Source organism: Legionella fairfieldensis ATCC 49588 (genome assembly GCF_000621525.1).
GTDB lineage: Bacteria > Pseudomonadota > Gammaproteobacteria > Legionellales > Legionellaceae > Tatlockia > Tatlockia fairfieldensis.
Genome location: NZ_JHYC01000001.1, coordinates 87,450 through 112,100, shown reverse-complemented (window position 1 = coordinate 112,100; position 24,651 = coordinate 87,450). Strand labels below are relative to the sequence as shown.

Below are 24,651 nucleotides of genomic sequence, written 5' to 3'. Positions count from 1 at the left end.
GCTCGGCTGCCTGTGCGGTCATTACTATCGACCCGCAGCATAGCAACATCAGTATTCTGCGTATAAAAAAGTGGTTGTTGGTTCTTTGCATGGTTTCCATCCTTATACCATGTATGTGAAATACCATGTCCCTAATAACTGTTTCATAACAACTTACTCCCTGCGTTAAAAATCTGGCTCGTAATTTTCCTTAAAACTTATCCAATATATCACAACATTTAGCAAGTTTTATAATTGCTACTACAATTTATAAATGTCCTCTCTATTTAGTTGCCACTGCGAGTGCCGATATAAATAAGTATTAAGGCAAGATAAGCGAGAAGGAATCTTAATTACAATGCGACAGAGCAAATTTTATCGATTGGGGGAGTTGGTTTATCGTGGGCGTTGGACAATCATTGGGTTGTGGTTTCTTATTATTTTAGCGTGCCTTCCTTTTTTGCCGACTATTATTACGCCATTTAAAACTACGGGTTTTACTGATGATAAAGCCGAAAGCACACAGGTACAAGAGTATCTGAATAAAACATTAGGTTATAGTAATTATAATAAATTTATTATTATTTATTCGAGTAAAAAGTTATTGGCAACGCAGTCTTCCTACAAAGAAAAAATTAAAGAATCCTTGGCCGGATTAAAGCATTTTCCAATAGAGCACTCTATTATTTTACCGGATAGTAAGGAACAACGGTCTAAGGATAAACACACCTCTTATGTTATTGTTATATTGAAGCGTGTGGAACCAATTAGCCATGAATTGGTAGCTACATTTAAGTCGTTAATAAAAACACCTTCTCAAATGACGGTGGAAATAGGTGGTGAACCTGTTTTTACAGAATCGGTTAATGAACAAACTCAAATTGATCTTTATAAAGCTGATTTTATTGCAACGCCCGTTTCTATTATTACCTTACTTCTTATTTTTGGTTCACTAGTGGCCGCGTTACTGCCTATTGTTCTGGGGGGCGGTTGCGCGGTCATTATTCTGACAAGCCTTTACTTTTTGGGTCTGGTTTTTTCGTTATCAATTTTTACTTTAAATATTGCTTTGTTATTAGGGTTATGCCTCAGTCTGGATTATGCTTTATTTATCATCAGCCGATTTCGCGATGAATTAACTAAAGGATTAACAATCAAGGAAACCATAGCTTGCACGCAGGCAACGGCTGGAAAAGCTGTTTTATTTAGTGGGCTGGCAGTTTTTATTAGCCTTAGCGCTTTATTATTATTTCCTGTTAATATATTGTTTTCTGTGGCAATAGGAGGGCTTGTTGCTGTATTTGTTGCTGTCTTAACAGCCATTATCCTGTTACCTGCGGTGCTGTCGGTCTTAAATACCCGCATTAATTTATTACCCATAAGAATTTTCAAAAGAAGCAACACAAACAGATCCACTTTTTGGCACTGGCTGGCTACCAAAGTAGTGAACCGTCCCTTGCTCTTTTTCGTTTCAAGTCTTCTTCTATTATTAATGCTCGGTTATCCTTTTTTATCGACCTTATTGGGTGTATCCGATTTTCGTATTTTTCCAATTCATTCGGAACAGCGCCATTTTTTTGATACTTACGTTGAAAAATTTGATGAAAAGACATTATCGCCCATTTCTCTTGTAGTAAAAACGGAACGTTCTCCCATTTTATCGCGTAACAATATTTCGAAATTGTATGATTTGGCCCGTGAACTAAAACAAAATCCCTTAATTGAGCAAATTCACGGTATTGTTACTCCAGATTCCAGTTTAACAAAATCACAATATTATGCCTTGTATCAGGCAAAAGAGCATTGGAATACTAAAATAAAACAATTGCTAGATACTACTACACGCAATTATTTTACGGTGATGACTATTGTCGGTAAATACAAAACCAATTCACCGGAAATGAAACAATTAATTACTGATTTACGAGATATCAAAGTAAGGAATATGACCTTACAATTAACGGGTACACCGGTAAGCAATGTAGATCTGTTGGCTAGTATTTCCCATATCTTACCTTATGCGTTGTTATGGATCATAGTTTTTACTTATTTGATATTGTTGGTATTACTGCGCTCCTTATTTTTACCTTTAAAAGCTATTTTAATGAACGTGCTAAGCCTCAGCGCTTGTTATGGTGCTTTGGTCCTTGTATTTCAGGAAGGGTATTTGCATGAATTTCTTAATTTTGAACCGCAGGGAATGTTGGATATCAGTTTGCTTGTTATCATTTTTTGCGCCCTTTTTGGTTTTTCCATGGATTATGAGGTATTTTTACTGAGCCGAATAAAAGAAGCTCATGATTTATATCAGGATAATAATAAGAGTATTATTTTTGGTATTGAAAAAAGTAGCCGCATTATTACCAGTGCAGCAATTATTGTCATTTTCATCTGCGGCTCCTTCCTGGTAGCCGATGTTTTGATGGTCAAAGCGTTTGGCTTAGGGATAGCGGTTGCAATTTTTGTGGACGCTTTCATAATCCGTACAATTCTTGTTCCATCCACGATGGCGCTCGTTAAAAACTTAAATTGGTATTTGCCGCGCTGGCTGGATAGAATTTTGCCTTAAAGTTTAAGTAATAAAATTTAACAGTATAATGTTATTTTGAAGAGTATGGGTCTGATTAAATTCTAATAATCAGACACTAAGATATAGTGAGTAATGTAGTTAACATGACCCTGGATTTCAATCCTGTTTTCCAGGGTCACTCTATTAATTCCAAACTTAGGTTACTTTGAATTGTAACTGCTTATCTTTCCACGCCACTTCTACTTTATCACCTGCTTTAAATTCACCTTTTAATAAAGCCTGGGCCAAAGGATTTTCAAGTTTTTGCTGGATTGTGCGTTTTAGCGGCCTTGCGCCATAAACTGGATCAAACCCGGCTTCGGCCAGGTGAGCAAGCGCGTCAGTGGTAACTTCCAGTTTGATATCCTGTTGCATCAGCCGTTTTTGTAAATGGCTGATCTGGATGGAAGCAATACTTGCAATTTGCTCTTTTGCCAAAGGATGAAAGACAACCGTATCGTCAATGCGATTAATAAATTCGGGACGGAAATGTTGTCCCACAATTTCAAGAACGGCCGTTTTAATCTGGTCGTAATTTAATTTGGCACTCATGTCCTGAATAAGATGTGAACCTAAATTAGACGTCATCACAATGACCGTATTGCGAAAATCAACCGTTCTTCCCTGGCCATCAGTCAAGCGGCCATCATCCAGTACCTGTAAAAGTATGTTAAATACATCGCTGTGAGCCTTTTCTACCTCATCGAGCAGGATAACAGAATAAGGACGACGACGAACGGCTTCTGTCAAATAACCGCCTTCTTCATAACCTACATAACCGGGAGGAGCGCCTATGAGTCTTGCAACAGAGTGTTTTTCCATGAATTCTGACATATCAATCCGTACCATGGCTTCTTCAGTATCAAAGAGAAAAGCAGCCAGAGCTTTACAAAGCTCTGTTTTACCTACGCCAGTTGGTCCTAAAAACAAAAAAGAACCAATAGGTCGGTTGGGATCCGATAAGCCGGCCCGTGAACGCCGGATGGCGTTAGCGACTGCATCAACAGCCTCATTTTGCCCTATTAAGCGCTTATGCAGCGCTTCTTCCATATGAAGTAATTTGTCTTTTTCACCCTCCAGCATTTTTGCTACTGGAATTCCTGTCCATTTGGACACCACTTCAGCAATTTCTTCGGCAGTGACTTTGGTGCGAACCAGTTTATTATCTGTATTATCTGTTTTTTCAGAAACAAGCACTTGTTCCAATTGCTTTTCCAGTGCAGGTATACGGCCATATTGCAATTCTGACATACGTGCGAGATCACCAGCGCGTCTTGCTGTTTCCATTTCGATTTTAGCCTGTTCCAAGGCTTCTTTGATCTGATTTGCTCCTTGCAGGGTGGCTTTTTCAGCTTTCCAGATTTCTTCCAGATCAGCATAGTTTTTTTCTAGTTCATCAATGCTTTGTTGTAAATCACGCAAGCGTTTTTTAGAAGCGTCATCGTGTTCTTTCTTGAGCGCTTCGCGTTCAATTTTAAGCTGGATAAGCCGTCTTTCCAGTTTGTCCATGCTTTCTGGTTTGGAATCAATCTCCATACGTATTTTACTGCCTGCCTCATCAATAAGATCAATGGCTTTATCGGGGAGCTGGCGATCAGTAATATATCGATGGGATAAGGTGGCGGCAGCGACAAGGGCGGGATCAGTAATTTCGATTCCGTGATGCAATTCATAGCGCTCCTGTAAACCACGTAAAATAGCAATGGTATCCTCAACATTAGGCTCATTAACCAATACTTTCTGAAAACGGCGCTCCAATGCCGCATCTTTTTCAATATATTGACGGTATTCATCCAGAGTGGTCGCGCCAATACAATGTAATTCACCACGAGCAAGGGCTGGTTTTAACATGTTTCCTGCATCCATTGCTCCTTCAGCTTTACCTGCGCCCACCATTGTATGTAATTCATCAATGAAGAGAATAACTTGTCCTTCCTGTTTGGATAAATCATTAAGTACCGCTTTTAAGCGCTCTTCAAACTCACCGCGAAACTTGGCTCCTGCAATAAGAGCACCTAAGTCAAGAGATAACAAGCGTTTATTTTTGAGTCCTTCAGGAACTTCACCATTAACAATTCGTTGCGCCAGACCTTCTACAATCGCGGTTTTCCCAACGCCTGGTTCCCCAATAAGGACGGGATTATTTTTTGTACGGCGTTGTAATACCTGGATAGTACGTCTTATTTCATCATCTCGTCCGATAACAGGATCGAGTATTCCCTGTTCAGCACGTTCGGTTAAATCCAGTGTGTATTTTTCCAATGCCTGACGTTGCTCTTCCGCATTGGGATCATTAACGGGATCACCACCTCGTATTTCATCAATGGCCTTTTCCAATGCTTTTTTTTCGGCTCCCGCTTGTTTAAGCAATTTGCCCAGATTGCCTTCTTCGTTAACCGCCGCCAAAATGAAAATTTCGCTGGAAATATAACCATCTTTGCGCTGTTGTGCTAATTTATCTGTTAAATTAAGCAAGCGGTTCAGCGCATTGGAAATGTGAATGTCGCCTCCTGTACCAGAAACTTTAGGTAATTTATCCAGGGCTTGATCAATCAGGGTACGTAACTGCGAGAGATTGACTCCTGCTTTGGTAAGTAAAGGTCGGCAACTCCCGCCTTGTTGATCCAGGAGTGCTTTCATTAAATGTTCAGGTTCAATAAAGCCATTATCACGGCCTAGAGCCAACGATTGCGCGTCAGCCAAAGCCATTTGAAATTTTGAAGTAAGTTTATCCATTCGCATAGTGTGACCCCAGTTTAAATTATGAGTTACCTGCCGTAAAATGAGGGCTCATTTATTAAAAATCAAGTAACTATTATGAATAATATACCCGCCAATGAAAGCCCTGATGCGCAAGCTTTATTAAATCAGATTGTTAAAGATTATATGCGCGAGCAGAAACGTAAACGCCGCTGGCGGTGGGTAATGTGGATTATAGCTTTTTTATTGATCCTGCTATTTACCCGTCAATTTGCTTTTAATGAAGAAGATAAGAGTTTGCGCACCAAACCTCATGTAGGATTAGTGGATATCAGTGGTACTATTTTTGATACACAATCGGCAAGTGCTGAAAATTTCGCTAAAAGTATGGATGCGGCTTATGAAAATATTGGTTTAAAAGCGATTATTTTACGTATTAATAGTCCCGGCGGAAGTCCAGTGCAGGCTGATTATATGTACAATACAGTCCAATACTATCGTAAAAAATATCCCGATGTTAAAGTTTACGCGGTCTGTGTTGATATGTGTGCTTCTGCTGCTTATTATGTGGCTGCCGCTGCGGATGAAATTTATGCGAATCCATCCAGTATGGTCGGCTCGATTGGTGTTTTATACAATGGTTTTGGTTTTGTGGATACCATGCATAAACTGGGCGTGACCAGACGTTTACAGACAGCAGGAAGTAATAAAGGATTTCTTGATCCCTTTTCACCTGTAACACCCGAACAGCAAGCTATTTTACAGAATATGCTTGATACCATTCATCTGGTGTTTATTAATCGGGTGAAAGAGGGGCGTGGTAATCGAATTCAGGTGGATAATTTGACTTTTTCCGGACTTTTCTGGGCTGGCCAACAGGCAAAAGAGCGTGGTTTAATTGATGGTTTTGCCAGTAGTGGGCAAGTTGCACGGGAGATAGTCAAAATTGATCAAGTGATTGATTATACTCATAAACCAAGTATCTTTGAGCGAGTAGCAAAGAATATTGGCACAGCAATCGCTGATCAGCTACCTCTTGCAATGGGGGTAAAGCCAGGTGTAAACGCTTAATAAACGTTTGTAGATTGTGTTACATGATGTCTTTCCCGCGCCGGAGTAATCTGCTCCCTTCTCCCTTGAGGGAGAAGGGTTGGGGATGAGGGTGCCTGGGTTGGCTCGGGTTAAGGAATGTGAGATCCATCGCTAGCTTTGCATCTCGCTTTCCCGTACCGTTTACATTTCTTGTCTGGCACGAAAAGATAACCGTCACAAGATTAAAGCATCCCTTGAGCAGATGTTTTTGAAATGGTGTTCTTTAACGGTTAGTTGTATTTAAAGTTTGGAGCAAAGCTTTAAATACCTTGGGCGTACCAGCGACAACATCACCTTGTTTTATATGATTTTCCCCTCCCTGTAGATCACTGACTAGCCCTCCGGCTTCTTTTATAAGGAGACAACCCGCGGCAATATCCCAGGGGCGCAGGCCCAATTCCCATAATCCGTCAAGTCGGCCACTTGCCACGTAAGCTAAATCAAGTGCAGCGGATCCCGTTCGTCTCACGCCAGCGCATTTACCGATCAATGCTTCAAAAGTAGGCAGATAACGCTGAGCCATACTTGCATTACGATAAGGGAAACCAGTACCTAACAAAGCACCATTTAATTGAGTCTGTTTGGAAACGCGAATTCGGCGATCATTAAGCCGGGCGCCACGACCTCGGCTGGCTGAAAAACACTCGTGGCGCAAGGGATCATAAACTACGGCATGTTCAAGACGATTTTTTACCCGATGAGCAATAGAAACAGAGAAACAGGGGAAGCCATGTAAATAATTGGTAGTGCCATCCAGTGGGTCAATAATCCACACCGACTCTGCATCCTCATTATAAATACCGCTTTCTTCGGCAATAATGCCATGCTCAGGATATGCTTTATGTATCGTGTGAATAATTATCTGCTCTGCCTTCACATCGACTTCACTGAAATACTCATCGCTACTTTTAGCGGTCACTTTAATTCTATCCAGCTGTTCCATATGACGGACAATAATATCACCGGCAAGACGGGCCGCAGTAATAGCAATATTTAATAAGGGTTGCATAATTCGCTCGTTTTTCGACAAAGTTTGCGATTCTAACACATTTTTTTTGTACAGATAGAAGGCATTGCTGGTATAGTTGCTATTATTGTTAATTATTGATCGTAATTATGAATTTTTCATCGATTCGAATCGTATTGGTTGCCACTTCTCATCCTGGAAATATTGGGTCAACGGCTCGGGCAATGAAAACAATGGGTTTGCATAATCTTTATCTGGTATCACCCAAGTCATTTCCTGATCAAAAAGCCTATGAAATGGCGGCAGGGGCTGATGATCTATTAAATAAGGCGATAGTAACGACTTCTCTTGATGACGCATTAAAGGGTTGTCAATTAATACTGGCCACCAGTGCCAGACCTCGTGGTATTTCTTTACCGGGGTTAACCCCTGCAGATTGTGCTGAACTAATTTGTACAAAATCAGATGAAACAGAAGTAGCGATTGTTTTTGGGCGAGAACATGCGGGGCTGACTAATGAAGAATTATTGCGAAGTCACTATCACGTCAATATTCCTTCCAATCCGGCGTACAGTTCATTAAATCTTGCACAGGCAGTACAAATTATAACATATGAATTGCGAATGAAGCTCCTGTCTCCTGCTGCAGAAGTTGAATTAAGGCAGGATAAACCTGCAACGGCTGATGAAATAGAACAGTTTTATCGGCATTTACAGGAAGTGATGACGGAAATAGAGTTTCTAAAACCCACTAATCCAACAAAGCGTTTGCAACAGCGGATACGTCGTTTATTTAATCGTGCCAGACTTGAACATACGGAGGTGAACATTTTGCGCGGCATTTTAAGCCAGATGCAATATGTATTAAAGCGCACAAAATAACAGGAGTTTAGATATGAATAAACTACCCATTTATTTAGACTATATGGCGACTACTCCGGTCGATCCGAGAGTGGTTGAAAAAATGGCGGGTTATTTAGGTTTGGATGGTATTTTTGGTAATCCGGCTTCGGTAACGCACATTTATGGTAAACAGGCTGCACAGACTGTAGATTATGCCCGAACGCAGATTGCGGATATTATTCATGCTTCTCCCCAGGAAATTGTATTCACTTCTGGAGCAACAGAGGCTAATAATCTCGCCATTTTAGGTGCGGCACGCTTTTATCAGCGAAAAGGGCGCCATGTTGTTACAATGGCAACGGAACATAAGGCGGTTCTTGATAGTTGTCAACAATTGGAAAAAGAAGGCTTTAAGGTGAGTTATCTTAAGCCTCAACCCGATGGTTTACTTGATTTACAGACACTGGAACATGCGCTTGGAGAAGACACTATTTTAGTGTCTATTATGCATGTTAATAATGAAATTGGGGTTATTCAGGATCTTGCTGCTATTAGCGATTTGTTGCGTGGAAGAGGGATTATTTTTCATGTCGATGCGGCTCAAAGTGCAGGAAAGTTAGCGATTGATGTAAGTCAATTAGCTGTGGATTTAATGTCTTTTTCTGGTCATAAAATTTATGGGCCTAAAGGCATAGGGGCATTATATGTGCGCCATAAACCGAGAGTTCGCCTGCAACCGCAATCGTTTGGTGGAGGACACGAAGGAGGCTTACGTTCAGGTACTTTGGCAACCCATCAAATTGTTGGCCTGGGGGAGGCGTTGGCCCTTGCTGAAGCATCACGTGTTGAAGAACAGGCAAACATTCTGCGTTTGCGTCAGCAATTATGGGAAGGTATTAAACATTTACCGGGATTGCGTCTCAATGGGCATGAACAACAACGTGTGGCGGGGAATTTAAATTTAACGTTTGCAGGCATTGAAGGTGAATCGTTATTATTGGCCTTAAATGAATTGGCAATTTCTACCACATCCGCCTGCGCTTCTGCCAGTTTACAGCCCTCTTATGTGCTACGTGCCTTAGGGTTAAGTGATGAGTTGGCTTATAGTTCCATTCGCTTGTCAATAGGGCGTTTTACTACCAAAGAACAAGTGAGGCAAGCTATCAATATAATTTGTTATCAAATCAATCGATTGCATGAAATATCACCACTATGATGTATAATGAAATTGTAGAATCCTGTTTTTTTAGACCAGAGCATGTGGGATCTGTGGATTTAACACAACCTTTGAGTGTTTATTATCGCTGCGGCGAAGCAGGAAGAGGGGATATTTGTGACTTTTATCTGCTTTGTGACGAAAAAGGATTAGTATTACAGGCTCGCTTTAAAGCGTATGGTAATCCTTATCTGATTGCTGCTGCAGAGTGGCTTTGCCAGCATGTAGAAGGAAGCTTGCTGGAAACGCATCCGTGTTTTGATTATGCGTCTCTGGTAAAGGAATTGGCGATACCGGCAAACCGCTACTTCGTTGCCTTGCAGATTGAAGATGGCTATAAAGAGCTCGTCACAATGATGAAGGTTAGATTAAAGGGGGGAGAAAAATGAGTGAAGTGATGTTGCATACCAGTGAAACAGTCTCTGGAGTCACTTTAAGTGAAGCGGCGGCTAGCCATGTGCTGTCTTATCTGAGCAAACAGAAAGAAAGTAAAGGCATTCGTTTTTCGGTTAAAAAGACCGGTTGCTCCGGCTTGTCTTATGTTATTGATTATGTTTTAACACCACAGGACAACGACATTATACAACCGCTCACAGAGGATTATCAAATTTGTATTGATAAAACCAGTTACCCGTATCTTAAAGGGATGCATATTGACTATGTTAAACAGGGTTTAAATCATAAATTTGTCTTTGATAATCCCAATCAAAAAGGACAATGTGGTTGTGGCGAGAGTTTTACTGTGGATTAAGTATTATGGATCTCAAGTCCCCATTCCTATGTTAGCATTTAAATTTTTATTGAGGCAGGCATTTGCAATCTTTTCAGTGGAAAAAAAATGATTTCCATAATTTGAAGCTGCTATTGCATTAGAGGGTAAAGGATTTTGGATTAATTTCTCAAATGTATTCACTACACTCAATTCTTCAATAGACAAGCTTGTTAATTGTTGGGTATCGCCAATCGATTGTAACCAAACTTCCTTGATTTTTGCACTCAGATTACTTACCCATAAAAAATCAGCAAATTTAACAAGTGTGAAGTCAATTTTAATTAATAGCCTGTTTCTTTCTTCTTTGGTCTCCCATTTTTCAGCGCCTGGCCAGAATAATCCCGCCAAAATTAATAACCAGGCATTATTTTCCGCTATTTTATTCGTTGCTATTTCTGCCATAATTGCAGGCATTATATTTTTATCAGTTTGTTCTGTCTTAAATAAAGAAAGTAACCCCAGCTCTTCTAATAAATTGAAACATTCAGTGCCTTTCTCATTTATTAATAATTTATAAAGTTCTTGTAAAAATCGTAAGGGATGAATGAATTTTACTAAACTTGCACGGTTCTTAATTGCTTCTCTTGTTTCTTCTTTCAGTGCAAAGTTTAGTGTTTCTTTTAAACGAACGATTCTCAACATTCTACCGGGATCAATGGAAAAACTTCTTTCTGGATCGCCAATCGTAGTTAATAGATTATTGTTTAAATCTTGACGGCCTTGACCCGTGGGGTCTTCTATATGATTCGTTAAAAGATCGACGTATAATGAATTAACTGGACAATCCCTGTTCATGGCATCGATATGAATATCTGTGCCATAGAAAATAGGAACTACTCGCCCATTATCTAGTTTTACATGGTGCTTATTTTCTGGTTTTACCGGACCTTCTAAAAGAGCAAAATCGTAATGCTCATTATGACCAACTTCTATACGAGCAATGGGTTTTTTCGCGCCAATAATTTGAACTTTCAGCCCTAGCTGATCTGCTATTTCTCGAATTTCTTCTAGAAAAGCTGTACTTACCAGATCAAGGTCGGTTGATTTTTTATGTAAAATTGCATCTCTTACAGCTCCTCCTACTATATAACAGCGATGACCTCGATGATGTAGTTCGTCAATAATTGCTTGCAGTGAAGGAGATATGAGTTTTTTTATATTCGCAACAACCTCATTTTCATTTTGTCCTCTATTAGAAGAGGTTATTTTCGTTATTGTAGAAGATGGTATTGAAGAGGTATTTACAGGTATAAATTTCTCAGTGGGTGTTAGCTTATTTTCTACAAAAAAGGAAGCTGCCTTCTTTTTATTTTTTTTCTTCTTTTGGGCAGAGTGGGCAGCAGGATGTTTTGAAGTCTCAACAGATTGATGGGGCTGGGAATCAATATTTAACGTTAGCTCTTGTTTAGTAATTTCTTTTTTCAGTTCATTTAAATAATTTTTAGGTTTCAGTGAGTTAAGAGACATGTGAATAAAATCGGACCATGAAAGCCATTTCTCATCTTCATAAAAGTGGTTTAATCCGGCTGTAATTTGCTCTTGCGCTAACAAGTAGTAATATTCTGCTTTTTTTTCTAGCTCAATACCATCCATTTTGGTAATTTTTGCCCAAAATCTGTAGCAATCACCAATGCTTGCATTAATTTCAACTTGTTTTAATCGATTCTTATAGGCTTCTTTTTTTAATAGAGATTCCCATTTTTTTATAGCATTTTCATAATTTCCTTGTTTAAAAAGCTCATAAGCCTCTTCTTCAATAGAAGAAATACTCAATTGTTCTTCATAAGTTTTTTCATGAATCTTTTTATTTCTTTCTGGTTTTACTTTGGTAGAATTCACTTTAGGAGTAATAATTTTTTTACTTGCTAATTGTGCTTGACGACGCTTTAAAAAATCATTTTTTGCATCAAGCATTTCTTGATTATATCTTTGCTGGTAATTTTCTTCTTTTTTGATTTTTTCTTTGTCTAACATCATGACTCTCTCATGATTATGACTCTCATCAGAAATATTTGGTGTTAAAGATTCAGGACCTGAAGGGATATTCCTGATAATTTTCTTAATATCCGCCATAAACAACACAAAATTTTTTAAGTTTTCTGATTCTTTAGAAAAGGGATTTTTTAATGATAACTGGACCTGTATACTATTTTCATAGAAATTTTCTAATTCCTCATGTAGATTAGTATAGAGACGTACAATAAAAAAAGTAACAGAAGGATAATTTATTACATCTTTTTCTTTAAGAGTGTGCTTGTATTTTTGTCTTACTTCAAGTGCCTTAAGCGCTCTAATGTGTTCGAAACCAGCCTTATTTGCAACAGGGCAAGGACTGTAATTCACATTGTTTCTCGCCTGTTTTAATTGGCTAAGTTTACTTTTCAATAGATGCTCATTTGTTATTTTTATATAAGCACTCTCTATTTCGGTGAAAAAAATCGCTATGTCAAGGAGGTTTTCAATTTGAAAATTCCTGTTCTCTGATAATTTCTGGGCTTTATTAAAATATTCGCTCGCCAGATATAAGGCGAATTTACTATTATTGAATTTACTATTATTTAGGGGCAATAAAGCAATAAAAGGATCAATTAAAATAAAACCCATCTGCAACCATATGTCAATTTTTTCTTCTTCGGAGCAATTCTTACTAATTTCATCAGTCAAGCGTTTAATTTTTACCACGCTATTTTCCAGAGCTTCCTGATCTGAATATGCTTTTCGAACTAAGAGATAAATTAGATTTTGCACTTCATTTTGTAATGATGGGAACTTGTTATTTATCATTTTACATTAAATCCAGACGTCATCTCCGCGATTTCAACAAAGAAAACGGAGCTATTATTTAGAATCAAAAGTAATTCTACTATAAAGTAGTAAATTAAAACAATATGGTATATATATTATCATTTTTTTTAACTCCTTGTAGTTTTGATGATAATAAATCTATACGCTTATTGAATTACCACGGTACTTTTTTGAGAGTTAAATAATTTTATAGCTCAAAATTATGTAAAATTGCTTGAAAAATGATGATTTTTTCCTTAATATTCCCTTAATAAATGAATATCATTAAGGCAATGTTTACAGTCTTTGTGATATTTGATAGTATATCAGTCATCTTAATCAATTTATTAGTCAGGTTGGTTAAATTAATTAACTATTTTTTGAGTTTGGAGAAAGTGATGAGCGCGGTTATGCAACAGGTTGAACAAAGTAATGAAGCATTAACACAACAGGTTGTTGGTGCAGTAAAGAAATATTTAAATACTGTGGGAAATAAAGATTTGAACCTGAATCTTTATCAATTAATTGTCGAAGAGATCGAAGCACCTTTGTTTCGTACAGTAATGGAACTAACCCGTTATAACCAATCAAAAGCGGCTCGTGTACTTGGAGTGAGTCGTGGAACTTTGCGTACCAAGTTAAAGCGCTACTTTGATGATGAGTTTATCGGTACTCGTGGATAGATAATTCTGGTCTTTCAGTGATCGCTCTGCTAGTATAGACAACAAAGTCGGTCAGGCAATCGCTCTTTGTATACTACAAAGGGAGGAAAGTCCGGGCTCCAGAGGGCAGGGTGCCAGGTAACGCCTGGGAGGTGTGAACCTACGGAAAGTGCCACAGAAAATATACCGCCTGTTAATACCTGTTGAGCATTATCAGGTAAGGGTGAAATGGTGCGGTAAGAGCGCACCGCGCGACTGGTAACAGTCGTGGCAGGGAAAACCCCACCCGGAGCAAGACCAAATAGGAATCCTGCCTGTCTTCACGACAGGCGCACACGGCCCGTGTGGGATTCGGGTAGGTCGCTTGAGGCATGCGGTGACGCATGCCCCAGATGAATGATTGTCCGCGACAGAACCCGGCTTATCGACCGACTTTTTCTTTCTGAATGTTAGAAAAACCCAAGTATGATTTTGTCCTGCATTTTTATACTGCTTACTTGATTCTCCCTTTCACTAGCCTTACTATCACGCATTTATTGTGATTGGTGCTGAACTATGATGTTGTGCATTGATGTAGGTAATTCGCATATCTATGGTGGTGTATTTGTAGAAGAAGAAATACGCCTTCGTTTTCGTCATACTTCTCAAGCGAGTACTTCCGATGAGTTAGGTATTTTTCTTAAATCAGTGCTGCGTGAGAATCAATGTTCACCCGAAGCTATTAATCGAATTGCTATTTGTTCTGTCGTGCCGCAATTGGATTATTCTCTGCGCTCTGCCTGCCTTAAATATTTTTCAGTAGAACCTTTTTTATTGCAAGCGGGAGTAAAAACCGGTTTAAACATTAAATATCGGAACCCTGTGGAAGTAGGCGCTGATCGTATCGCCAATGCCATTGCAGCAACAAATTCATTTCCAGGAAAGAATATCATCGTTATTGATTTTGGAACGGCGACCACTTTTTGTGTGATAAATGCGCAAAAAGCCTACTTAGGGGGGGCTATTTTACCCGGAGTGCGTTTATCAGTAGAAGCCCTCACTACGAAAACGGCGAAGCTGCCCGCCGTAGAAATTGTGAGAACTGAACTCGTAGTGGGACGCTCAACAATTGAAAGTATTCAAGCTGGGGTGTTTTATGGTGCTTTAGGTGCTTGTCGCGAATTAATTATTCGCATCAAAGAAGAATGTTTTGCCAGAGAAGAGGTAACGGTTTTAGCAACCGGTGGATTTGCTTCATTATTTGAAAAGCAGGGTATTTATGATCATCTTATTCCTGATTTGGTATTGCAAGGAATTCGCCTGGCAGCAGAATTAAATGAATAAATAAGGGTGTATCTTCAAGTCGTTCCAGCTAAAAAGCCTGCTGATTGGTGCAAAATTCAGCTTGAATGGGGTCAAATAGAACTGGCAATTCTTCTCATTCAAGCTGAAATTTGCACTAAATCGTCACAACTGTTTATAAATTTATCATTGTGAAATGAACTATTTCATTTTTTATCTAAAAGATAATAATTGCAAACATTTTTCCTAAAAATAACTCACAAAAACTTGACGCTCGTGAAATTGTGTTTCTATAGTGTATAAAAGTGGTTTAAAATAACAAAAAAGTGGAGAATTGTGGGAAGGTTAATAATTAACCGTACTGCATAAATTAAAACATGTTTCGTGGAATCAACCCTATCAAAATTGATGACAAAGGTCGTTTCGCCGTGCCAACGCGTTATCGTGACGCGTTAACTGCGCAGGGTAAACAATCTTTAGTGGTCACTATTGATATAGAAGAAACCTGTTTATTGCTTTATCCTTCAGCACAGTGGCAATTAATTGAAGACAAATTACAACAATTGCCAAGTTTTAATGCAGCCGCCCGTCGAATTCAACGGTTATTAATAGGGCATGCAATGGATGTGGAGTTAGATAGTAATGGGCGTTTATTGTTGTCTTCGTCATTACGAACCTATGCGGCGTTGGAGAAAGATGGCGTATTGATTGGCCAGGGTAATAAATTTGAAGTATGGAATGATGCGTTATGGCAAACCAAACGTGAGCAATGGTTGATGGAAGAAGCATCTAAAGAAGATGGATTGCCTGATGAAATGAAAACTTTTTCTTTGTAATAGGACCAACAATGACGGCACATCAATCAGTATTGTTGCAAGAAGCGTTGAACGGATTGGCCATTCAGGCAGAGGGTATCTATGTTGATGGAACCTTCGGCCGAGGAGGCCACAGCCGTGCAATTTTGCAGCAATTATCAGCGTCCGGGCGACTAATTGCTATTGATAAAGATCCTGAGGCCATTGATTATGCCAGACAACATTTTTCTGCGGATAAGCGTTTTCATATTTATTATGGTTCTTTTGCTCACTTTGGCGAGTTTGCCCAACAAGCGGGTGTTTATGGGCAAATCAACGGTATTTTGTTGGATTTGGGAGTTTCTTCTCCACAATTAGACAATCCTGCACGTGGTTTTAGCTTCATGCAGGCAGGGCCGTTGGATATGCGAATGGACTTAAAGCAGGAATTAAATGCAGCTTCTTTTATTAATGAAGCAGAGGCTGAGGAAATGGCTTCAATTTTCAGAGATTATGGTGAGGAACGCTTTGCTGGACGTATAGCCAGAGCGATTGTTACGGCGCGAGCAGCATCACCTATCCAGACAACCGAAGCATTGGCTGAAATTGTAAAACAGGCAAATCCAAAATGGGAAAAACATAAACACCCTGCTACACGAGTGTTTCAGGCCATACGTATTCATATTAATCAGGAGTTAAATGATTTGACACGTTGTCTTGATTCGGCAATCGACGCTTTGGCTCCGGGTGGGCGTCTGGTTGTCATCAGTTTTCATTCTTTAGAGGACCGCATTGTAAAGCAGTTTATGCGTAATAAAGAACAAGGCCAGCGTCCTCCGCCGGGAGTACCTATACGTGATGTTGAGTTCCAAACGAATTTTAAGAGAATAGGCAAAGCCGTAAAAGCGACAGAAAGCGAAGTAAAGCAGAATGTCAGAGCTCGTAGTGCGGTATTGAGAATAGGAGAAAAAATAACATGAACGCCGCAGCCAAAGCGATAAATCAAAGTAATTTTTTTAATGGACAATTACTGGATATGCGTATCTCAAAACAGCTGGCTTTTCTTTTGTCTCTCTTATTGCTGGTTCTGATTACTGCCTTGGCAATAGTTTACACAACTAATGAACATCGCTTAAGTTTTAGCCAGTTGCAGCATCTTGAGCAACAAACTAATCAGTTACAATTGCAATGGGGTCAATTACTCCTTGAACAGGCAAGTCTCGCAACGACCGCAAGAGTAGAGCAATTGGCAGTCGAACAATTGCAAATGCGGTTGCCAACGGATAAAGATACTTTTGTATTACAAATAAAATGAAAAGTCAAAGCCATGTGGCGCGGCTGCTTGCTGTATCTTTTTTCTTTTTATTATTGTTAGGTACACTTTCATGGCGGATGGTGGATTTAGCCGTCCTTCATCGCCAGTTTTTGCAGGGCCAGGGAGATGCACGAAGTTTAAGGATAATCGATATTCCTGCTCATCGCGGCATAATTATTGACAGGCAAGGGGCACCGCTTGCTGTAAGTACACCTGTGCAATCAGCCTGGATAAATCCCAAGACATTCGCACCCAATAAAAAACAGTTAAACGAATTATGCAGATTGTTAAATATTTCACCTAAATCATTGATGGGTGCTGTCAAACAGTTTCACAAACGAGAGTTTCTATACCTTCGCCGTCAACTTCCTCCCACCCTCGCGAAGCAAATTGAGGCATTCAAAATTCCTGGACTTAATTTCCAGCAGGAATTCAAGCGCTTTTATCCAGAAAGTGATAGTACCGCGCAATTGCTTGGTTTTACTAATATCGATGATAGGGGTATTGAAGGACTGGAACTCGCTTATCAAGATTGGTTAATGGGTACTACGGGCCAGAAACGGGTTTTAAAAGACCGCATGGGACAGATTATTGAGGATTTGGGTGTAATAAAAGAACCGCGGCCCGGTCATGATCTTCCTCTAAGTATTGATAAACGCATTCAATATCTGGCTTATCATGAATTACAGAATACATTGGAGAAGTTTGCTGCAAAATCAGGCTCTGTAGTTGTAATTGATACAAAAACAGGAGAAATTCTGGCAGCAGCTAATGCGCCCTCCTTTAACCCTAATGCACGCAGCCGTTACACGCGGGATAGCTATCGTAACAAAGCAATCACGGATACGTTTGAGCCGGGATCGGTAATCAAACCTTTCAGTATAGCGAGTGCTTTAGGCAGCGGTCTTTTTAAACCAGATACAATTATTGATACAAGGCCAAGCTGGATGGCAGTCCATGGTCATTTGATCAGAGATATCCATAATTATGGCATTTTGGATGTTACTGGCGTTTTACAACATTCCAGTAATGTGGGTGTAGCAAAGATGGTTTTATCAAGCCCGCCGGAACAATTAATTGGTCTTTTACAACGCAGTGGTTTTGGCCAACGAACAGAGAGTGGTTATCCTGGTGAAAGTGATGGTGGAATTGTTAATGTGAAAGATGCCAATCCTTTTGTGTTAGGCGCCTTGAGTTTTGGTTATGGGATGTCAGTCACTGCTTTACAATTAGCCAAAGGCTATTTGATTTTTGCCAATCAGGGACGTCTAATTCCCGTGACTTTATTGCATAATGAAATAAAGTCAGGTGGAGAGCGCGTTCTTGATGAAAAAACGGCAAACCAGGTGCTTGCCATGCTGGAAGCTGTTCTTGAGGAAGGTACAGGGAGGGCGGCCAGAGTGCCGGGTTATCGGGTTGCTGGAAAAACAGGAACTGCGCAAATTGCCGGGAAAAATGGCTATGAAAAAGATCGCCATATTGCAAGCTTCGTAGGCATTGCGCCGGTTTCTAATCCTCGTCTGGTAGTAGCGGTAGTCATCCATGAACCTACTAAAAACGGGTATTATGCAGCAGCTGTTGCTGCTCCTCTTTTTGCACAGGTAATGTCTGGTTCTTTACGAATTCTCGACATTCCTCCGGATAAAACATGAGATTATGATGAAATTGGCTGAGTTAATGCGTCCGTGGGTTAATGGCTTGATCCCTGATTGTGAAATTTCAGGGCTACATAATGACAGTCGGCAAATAAAACCCGGATTTTTATTTTTTGCTTATCCTGGCTCTGGTAGTGATGGACGTCTTTTTATTCATCAGGCTATTGCAGCGGGTGCGGCTGCATTATTGTATGAACCAGAAAATTGGCCTTCCACAGTTCAATTGCCTGTTCATTTTCCTTGTGTGGCACTCCCCGGGCTTGCCAGAAAGCTTGGAGAAATTGCCAGCCGTTTTTATACCGAACCCGCAAAAAAACTGCTGGTAACCGGTGTTACAGGCACTAACGGAAAAACGACAGTTGCTTATCAATTAGCGCAGGCGCATACTTTATTAGGCGAAGGAGCGGCTTATATTGGAACGATAGGACAAGGGAATGTCAGCGCGTTAGAACCTCTATTGAATACAACCCCTGACGCCTTATGTTTACAACAACTTTTGTATAGTTATCAGCAACAAGCTATAAAACACGTTTGCATGGAAGTATCTTCTCATGCGTTGGTTCAACAACGCGTGGATAGTATTCCCTTTAGACAAGCTATTTTCACTAATCTAAGCCATGATCATCTGGATTATCATCACACTATGGCGGATTATGCAGCCGCAAAAGCACTCTTGTTTGCTAAACCAACTCTTGATCACGCTATTCTTAATGAGGACGATACCTGTAGCCAATTAATGCGTAGCAAGGTCGGTCAATCTTGTCAGATTATTAGTTACGGATTCAGTGACGCAGCTGATGTGCGCGCCCTCAATTGGGATATCAGTTTACAAGGCACTTTTCTTGAATTAAGTTCACCTTGGGGAAGGTATGAATTAAAAATTAATGCCTTGGGATTTTTCAATATTTACAATGCGTTGGCTGTTTTTTCAAGCCTGTTGGCTTTTGGTCATCCGGCGGATAAAGTTATTTCTGTATTGTCAAAATTGCAGGCGGCACCGGGTCGAATGGAAATTGTAGCGGAGGAACCCTATGCTATCGTTGACTATGCGCATTCACCGGATGCGCTTGAAAATGTTTTGGCAACTTTACAACAATTAAAAAAAGGACGAATAGTGGTTGTATTTGGTTGTGGTGGTGATAGAGATAAGGCGAAACGGCCTGTAATGGGCAAAATTGCCAGCCAATATGCAGATATTCTCATTATAACCAGTGATAATCCTCGTACGGAAGATCCGTTAACTATCATGGAGGCTATTGAGTCAGGGATTGACTCCAAATCCAATCTTTATAAAATTACTGATCGTAAGCAGGCAATTACCAAAGCCTTAAATTTGGCGAATAAAAATGATATTATTCTGATTGCTGGCAAAGGTCACGAAGATTATCAGCAAATTGGTTCTGTTCGTCATTCTTTTTCTGATCAACTGATTATCCGCAGATTGATAAAAGGGAATTAATTTAACTGAAAGCTGTAAAAATGAATTTATTAATAAGGAGAGTTAGATGAAGTTAACAAAAACTGCGATGACAATTTTTATGCTAAGCTATGGTGTTGCTTTTGCTGGAACCATGGGCGATGTTGCTGCGGTCCCTCCCAAATTTTATATTGGCATTGAAGGTGGTGGTTCTGTATCAACCGATATTCATTTTCAACCGGTGATTACTTATCCGTCCAGCCAGGAATTTAGCTTTACCACGCCTGTCAATACCGACTGGAATCGTGATATAGGTTCGGCGGGATTCGGAGGTGCTTTTGCGGGTTATGAATGGAACCAGAATCTCGCTCTGCAATTTAGTTATGTTTATCGTAGCAGTTATGATTGGAATATGTTGACGGTTGAGGATGATGCCAATTTTGCACCGGATGTGTATGGTCAATATAATGCAGGAAAAATCAGTGTACAAACTTTCTTATTTGATCTGTTGTTAAAGCCTTCGGTTAACTGGGGTGGTTTTGTGCCCTACGTAAAAGGTGGTATTGGTATTGGTCTTAACAAAATAGACCGATTACAAAATATCAATATCCCCTTTGTTTCACCGTTGAGTTACAACACTATAGTAAGTGGTAAATCATCTACCAGTTTTGCCTGGGATGCAGGTGTAGGTGCCGATTATTATTTGACCAATCAATTTAATATAGGTCTTGGTTACCGTTTTGTTGATGCAGGAAAGCTAAGAACAGGTTCTAATTTTATTGAGACTGTATCAGGTCTGGCCTCTACAATCACTCCGTTTAAAGCAAAGCATGTGTTTTTAAATGAAGTTTCCATTTCTGCTGCTTATCACTTTGATTTTGTCTAACTTGCTTATTTTCTGGACGTTTTCAAATGCGTCCAGAATAATGCCTGTGCTGTTAATACGCTGAAGTTCAGCAATTCTGATATCCAAGAATTTTTCTGGTCTGTTTACTAATAAAACGTACATCATGTATACAAAAGTTATGGCGATTTTTGTGTGCTTTACGTAGCTTTTGAAAAGCTAAGGCCAAATTATCAGCTCTTTTTAAAAGAATGGTTTCATGCACAGGGTTGTAAAGGTCTAAAACACTGTCTTGCCAGCATGAATTACCGGGTAAAATAATGGGTTGCTCCTGAGCGATCGCGGTTAGAGAACATGGCGAAAGCTGATAACAGGCAGATAACTTTTGACTGATTAGCGCAACAGCGGCATATTTTGCTTCGATGCTGTGACCCGCGATATGGGGGGTACATAATGTAGCAAAATTGATAATGTCAGGACTGATGGCAGGCTCATTATTGTAGACATCAGTGCAATAAACCAGGGAATTTCGTTGTTGTAAAAGAGCCTCTTCATTAACGATCCCTCCTCGAGAGGCATTGATAATAACCACATGATCTTTTAATTGACCAAGAAAATTTTTATCCAGCAAATTTCTGGTTGGATAAGACGATTCATTGTGTAAATTAGCATGAATACAGATGAGGTCGCATTGAGTTAACGCATCAAAGGAACATGAAGAAAAATTCAAATCCTGTTCTGCCTTGGGTGGATCATAACAGGCTATATCCATCCCTGTTGCAGTCAAACGTGCCCTGACTTTTGTGCCTACTTCCCCGACGCCAATAATACCGGCCTTCGTACCATAAAAATCGTTGTATTTTTGCAGAAAAGCCAAGGTAGCAATTACATAATCAGCGACAGCAATGGCATTGGAACCTTTGGCATCAATTAAAGTAATTCCTTGATCGTATAAATATTTTTTATCAATATGATCAGTACCACTACTTGCCGTTGCAATATAACGGAGAGAGTGACCTTTTAATAAAGTATCGTTAACCTTCAACGTGGAACGGCAAAGTAAAATCTCCTGATCTTGAAGACGCGAGGGAATTTCATCGGCTTTGTGATAGAGAGTGATTTCAAACGGAGAAGGGAACGCTTGTAGCAGGCCGGGTAAAGAGGCGTCAGCAAGAATTTTCATAAATTAAATAAAGCACGAAGTCCTGATAAAGACCAGTTAACAGGAGGGCGAATTAGCCAACCTAAAGCACCACTAAATATTAAGGCTAAAATAATAAAAATTCCATAAGGTTCTATTTTTTGATATTGGATCGCTTGCTTAATCGGTAATAAGCTCGCTACTATTCTTCCGCCATCGAGAGGGGGGATCGGAATTAAATTTAAATAGGCGAAGAGTAAATTGATTATGATTCCTGCCTGGCCTGTCAATAGCATAAACAAAGCGATATTAGAGGTACGAGGGTTAAGCATAACTCCTGATTTAAGGCATATAGCCCATAAAAATGCCATTAACAGATTGGCAAGAGGGCCAGCAGCAGTGGCAAGCGCCATATCCCGGCGTGGATTACGTAATAATGAAGCATTGATAGGTACTGGTTTGGCCCAACCGAAAACAAAATTAAATTGGCTCAATATAAGAACAAGAATAGGTATGAGGATTGTGCCAACAGGATCAATGTGTTTTAGGGGATTAAAACTTAAACGTCCTGCCATTTTAGCGGTTGTATCACCTAACCGATAAGCAACCCAGGCATGCGCCGCTTCATGTAAGGTAATGGCAAAGAGTACGGGAAGTATCCAGATAATTATGCGCTGGATTGTTGTTAGTTCAAACATAGGTGGGCAGCTTATTAAAAAAGCCATTTTAACGAGTATCCATTAATATTTCTACTATCTTGATTCACCCCCAGATTGTTTTCGTGCCGCAACCCCTGGGTACTGCGGACAAGCCCATAGTAGGCATCATTGAAAGTCAAGTAAAATTTAAGGCTATTAGAATTGCCGACTTGGCAGCAATTCGGTACTCTTTGAATTTTTTGTCAGGCACCAAGCTGCCCTAATTGACCTGGTTTGGTTCGCTGGTATTTGCAAGCGATGTTTTATATTATATTTCATTTTCTCTGAGTAGTAATTTTGATTAAATTAAATCATTATTTATTATTGGGTTTTTTTTCCCTGTTACTTTTTATGCCCGGTATTAATCAAATACCGGCTATCGATAGAGATGAGGCCCATTTTGCGCAGGCAACTCGTCAAATGTTACAAACCGGGCAATATTTTCAAATTCGTTTTCAGGAGAAAACGCGTTTTCAAAAACCGCCCGGTATCAATTGGTTGCAAGCTGTTTTTGTAAAACTGTTTAGTCAGGCTGATGCCAGTGTAATATGGCCCTATCGTATTCCTTCCTTATCAGGAGCTTTACTATCTATCTTGCTCACTTATTTTTTTTCTCGCCGTTTTGTGAAAGCACGGATAGCACTTCTTGCTTCTGCTTTTCTTGCTGCCTCACTTCTTTTGGTATTTGAAGCCCATATGGCGGTCATTGACGCGTCTTTATTAGCTTCGGTGGTATTAATGCAAGGCGCTTTATGGATCATTTACCAGAGAGAAAACAATAAACCAATCTCATGGGGGTGGGCGCTTTGTTTTTGGCTGGCCATGGCTTATGGTTTTGTGTTAAAAGGGGTGACTCCTTTGGTTGGCGGATTATCTATTGTCAGCCTTTGTCTTGTTGAAAGACAGATAGCCTGGCTTCGGCGGTTGCATGTTTTTAGCGGGCTAATTGTATTGACGCTTTTAAGTCTTGCCTGGTTGCATAAGGTTAATGCTGCAGAACAGAGTAATTACCTCCTGCAAATGATTCACAAGGATCTATTACCCAAATTACAAGGAGGCCATGAATCACACGGTAAGCCCCCGCTGTTTCACCTGCTACTTTTACCGCTTACTTTTTGGCCCGCTTCCCTTTTTTTGTGGCAGGCTGGAGTTTATGCGTTTTATCATCGCCATGAAAAAGCAGTTAAATTTTTATTATGCTGGATATTACCTACCTGGCTATTTTTTGAAATAATGCCAACAAAATTACCCCAGTATGTTTTACCCACTTTCCCGGCGATTGCCTTGCTTAGTGCATTAGCAGTACACCAGGATAATCAAACAAAGTCAGGGGAAAAGGGCCTGCATTTTTTACAAATTCTTTGGGCTATCCTGTCTGTAAGTCTGGCACTGGCTTTAGCCAGCGTACCTTATTTTGTTATGCAACAAGTTAGTTCAGCAGGTATTACTCTCTTTATAGTAGTCGCTGTGTTGAGTTGCCTTGCTGTTTATTTTTCCTGGCATAACGCTTATAAACGCGCTAGTCTTGTCATTTTATTGATGGCACTTATTACCTATCCTTTAGTTTTTAGAGGTCTTTTGCCGTATTTACAGCCTGTATGGCTTTCTTCTACTATTGCACAACTGGTTGATAAAAATAACTTTTCCAAGGAGAAGCCGCTACTGGTAGCGGGATACGAGGAGCCAAGCGTCGTCTTTAATTTTAATACAAATATAGTGCAGTTTATTGATGCTTCTGTCGCTGAGAAAATTTTACAGGCCGATCCTTCGCGTAAAGCAATAATAGAATCAGCGATTTTTGATCATTGGGTAAGTGATCATCTGGCTTTATCTGTTTTGGCAAGGGTCAAGGGATATAATTACAGCAAAGGGCGTTGGGTGGAGCTTTTTTTAGTTGGAAAGGATAATACAGGAGAAAATTAA

At 39.8% G+C, this 24,651-nt stretch carries 20 protein-coding genes and 1 other RNA gene; 16 read left to right on the top strand and 5 right to left on the bottom strand.

Annotated features, from left to right (window positions below):
- Nucleotides 1–337: 337 nt before the first annotated feature.
- Nucleotides 338–2,548, top strand: a complete 2,211-nt coding sequence (locus tag T345_RS0100495) for an MMPL family transporter (protein WP_035917848.1) — start codon at nucleotides 338–340, stop codon at nucleotides 2,546–2,548.
- 156 nt (nucleotides 2,549–2,704) lie between these two features.
- Here T345_RS0100495 and clpB read toward each other — a convergent pair whose 3' ends face one another.
- Nucleotides 2,705–5,290, bottom strand: a complete 2,586-nt coding sequence (gene clpB, locus T345_RS0100490) for an ATP-dependent chaperone ClpB (RefSeq protein ID WP_028387602.1) — start codon at nucleotides 5,288–5,290, stop codon at nucleotides 2,705–2,707.
- A 75-nt stretch (nucleotides 5,291–5,365) separates the two neighbouring features.
- Here clpB and T345_RS0100485 point away from each other — a divergent pair, with 75 nt between their 5' ends.
- Nucleotides 5,366–6,319: a S49 family peptidase gene (locus T345_RS0100485; RefSeq protein ID WP_028387601.1), complete on the top strand. Its 954-nt coding sequence runs from the start codon at nucleotides 5,366–5,368 to the stop codon at nucleotides 6,317–6,319.
- A gap of 244 nt (nucleotides 6,320–6,563) precedes the next feature.
- Here T345_RS0100485 and T345_RS0100480 read toward each other — a convergent pair whose 3' ends face one another.
- The gene (locus T345_RS0100480) at nucleotides 6,564–7,349 is read right to left on the bottom strand and encodes an inositol monophosphatase family protein (protein WP_028387600.1); all 786 of its coding nucleotides are present in this window, start codon (nucleotides 7,347–7,349) and stop codon (nucleotides 6,564–6,566) included.
- A 107-nt stretch (nucleotides 7,350–7,456) separates the two neighbouring features.
- On the opposite strand from T345_RS0100480, the gene T345_RS0100475 reads away from it, so the two are divergent.
- From T345_RS0100475 to T345_RS0100460, 4 genes are read left to right on the top strand one after another with little or no spacing between them, the layout of a single operon-like run.
- Entirely contained in the window at nucleotides 7,457–8,188 is a 732-nt protein-coding gene (locus T345_RS0100475) for an RNA methyltransferase (protein ID WP_028387599.1), read from the top strand.
- 13 nt (nucleotides 8,189–8,201) lie between these two features.
- A complete protein-coding gene (locus T345_RS0100470) occupies nucleotides 8,202–9,365 on the top strand; it encodes an IscS subfamily cysteine desulfurase (protein WP_028387598.1) in 1,164 nt (387 codons plus the stop codon).
- Complete coding sequence (locus T345_RS0100465) at nucleotides 9,362–9,754, top strand: iron-sulfur cluster assembly scaffold protein (protein WP_028387597.1); 393 nt, start codon at nucleotides 9,362–9,364, stop codon at nucleotides 9,752–9,754. Before T345_RS0100470 ends, T345_RS0100465 begins: the two co-directional genes overlap by 4 nt.
- Complete coding sequence (locus T345_RS0100460) at nucleotides 9,751–10,116, top strand: HesB/IscA family protein (RefSeq protein ID WP_028387596.1); 366 nt, start codon at nucleotides 9,751–9,753, stop codon at nucleotides 10,114–10,116. Before T345_RS0100465 ends, T345_RS0100460 begins: the two co-directional genes overlap by 4 nt.
- Nucleotides 10,117–10,128: 12 nt before the next feature.
- On the opposite strand, the gene T345_RS0100455 is transcribed toward T345_RS0100460, so the two are convergent.
- Nucleotides 10,129–12,921: a tRNA nucleotidyltransferase/poly(A) polymerase-related protein gene (locus T345_RS0100455; protein ID WP_028387595.1), complete on the bottom strand. Its 2,793-nt coding sequence runs from the start codon at nucleotides 12,919–12,921 to the stop codon at nucleotides 10,129–10,131.
- Between the two features lie 398 nt (nucleotides 12,922–13,319).
- Here T345_RS0100455 and T345_RS0100450 point away from each other — a divergent pair, with 398 nt between their 5' ends.
- The 9 genes from T345_RS0100450 (at nucleotide 13,320) to T345_RS0100410 (ending at nucleotide 20,931) form a co-directional block, all read left to right on the top strand.
- Nucleotides 13,320–13,604, top strand: coding sequence for a helix-turn-helix domain-containing protein (locus tag T345_RS0100450; protein ID WP_028387594.1), 285 nt, complete (start codon nucleotides 13,320–13,322; stop codon nucleotides 13,602–13,604).
- A gap of 43 nt (nucleotides 13,605–13,647) precedes the next feature.
- Nucleotides 13,648–14,023: RNase P RNA component class A (rnpB, locus tag T345_RS14440), an RNA gene on the top strand.
- Nucleotides 14,024–14,138: 115 nt separating this feature from the next.
- The gene (locus T345_RS0100445; protein WP_028387593.1) at nucleotides 14,139–14,906 is read left to right on the top strand and encodes a type III pantothenate kinase; all 768 of its coding nucleotides are present in this window, start codon (nucleotides 14,139–14,141) and stop codon (nucleotides 14,904–14,906) included.
- A 335-nt stretch (nucleotides 14,907–15,241) separates the two neighbouring features.
- The gene (gene mraZ / locus T345_RS0100435; protein ID WP_028387592.1) at nucleotides 15,242–15,700 is read left to right on the top strand and encodes a division/cell wall cluster transcriptional repressor MraZ; all 459 of its coding nucleotides are present in this window, start codon (nucleotides 15,242–15,244) and stop codon (nucleotides 15,698–15,700) included.
- An 11-nt stretch (nucleotides 15,701–15,711) separates the two neighbouring features.
- Entirely contained in the window at nucleotides 15,712–16,638 is a 927-nt protein-coding gene (gene rsmH / locus T345_RS0100430) for a 16S rRNA (cytosine(1402)-N(4))-methyltransferase RsmH (RefSeq protein ID WP_028387591.1), read from the top strand.
- Nucleotides 16,635–16,973, top strand: coding sequence for a cell division protein FtsL (gene ftsL / locus T345_RS0100425; protein WP_028387590.1), 339 nt, complete (start codon nucleotides 16,635–16,637; stop codon nucleotides 16,971–16,973). Before rsmH ends, ftsL begins: the two co-directional genes overlap by 4 nt.
- Nucleotides 16,970–18,625: a peptidoglycan D,D-transpeptidase FtsI family protein gene (locus T345_RS0100420; RefSeq protein ID WP_028387589.1), complete on the top strand. Its 1,656-nt coding sequence runs from the start codon at nucleotides 16,970–16,972 to the stop codon at nucleotides 18,623–18,625. The genes ftsL and T345_RS0100420 overlap by 4 nt, the downstream gene beginning before the upstream one ends.
- 7 nt (nucleotides 18,626–18,632) lie before the next feature.
- On the top strand, nucleotides 18,633–20,087 hold the full coding sequence (locus T345_RS0100415; protein ID WP_028387588.1) for a UDP-N-acetylmuramoyl-L-alanyl-D-glutamate--2,6-diaminopimelate ligase: 1,455 nt from the start codon (nucleotides 18,633–18,635) through the stop codon (nucleotides 20,085–20,087).
- Between the two features lie 46 nt (nucleotides 20,088–20,133).
- On the top strand, nucleotides 20,134–20,931 hold the full coding sequence (locus T345_RS0100410; protein ID WP_028387587.1) for an outer membrane protein: 798 nt from the start codon (nucleotides 20,134–20,136) through the stop codon (nucleotides 20,929–20,931).
- A gap of 67 nt (nucleotides 20,932–20,998) precedes the next feature.
- Here T345_RS0100410 and T345_RS0100405 read toward each other — a convergent pair whose 3' ends face one another.
- Both T345_RS0100405 and T345_RS0100400 read right to left on the bottom strand, forming a co-directional pair.
- Complete coding sequence (locus T345_RS0100405) at nucleotides 20,999–22,072, bottom strand: 4-phosphoerythronate dehydrogenase (RefSeq protein ID WP_028387586.1); 1,074 nt, start codon at nucleotides 22,070–22,072, stop codon at nucleotides 20,999–21,001.
- Nucleotides 22,069–22,728 (bottom strand): site-2 protease family protein, encoded by a 660-nt coding sequence (locus T345_RS0100400; RefSeq protein WP_028387585.1) that lies wholly within the window; start codon nucleotides 22,726–22,728, stop codon nucleotides 22,069–22,071. The genes T345_RS0100405 and T345_RS0100400 overlap by 4 nt, the downstream gene beginning before the upstream one ends.
- A 297-nt stretch (nucleotides 22,729–23,025) precedes the next feature.
- On the opposite strand from T345_RS0100400, the gene T345_RS0100395 reads away from it, so the two are divergent.
- Nucleotides 23,026–24,651, top strand: coding sequence for an ArnT family glycosyltransferase (locus T345_RS0100395; protein WP_028387584.1), 1,626 nt, complete (start codon nucleotides 23,026–23,028; stop codon nucleotides 24,649–24,651).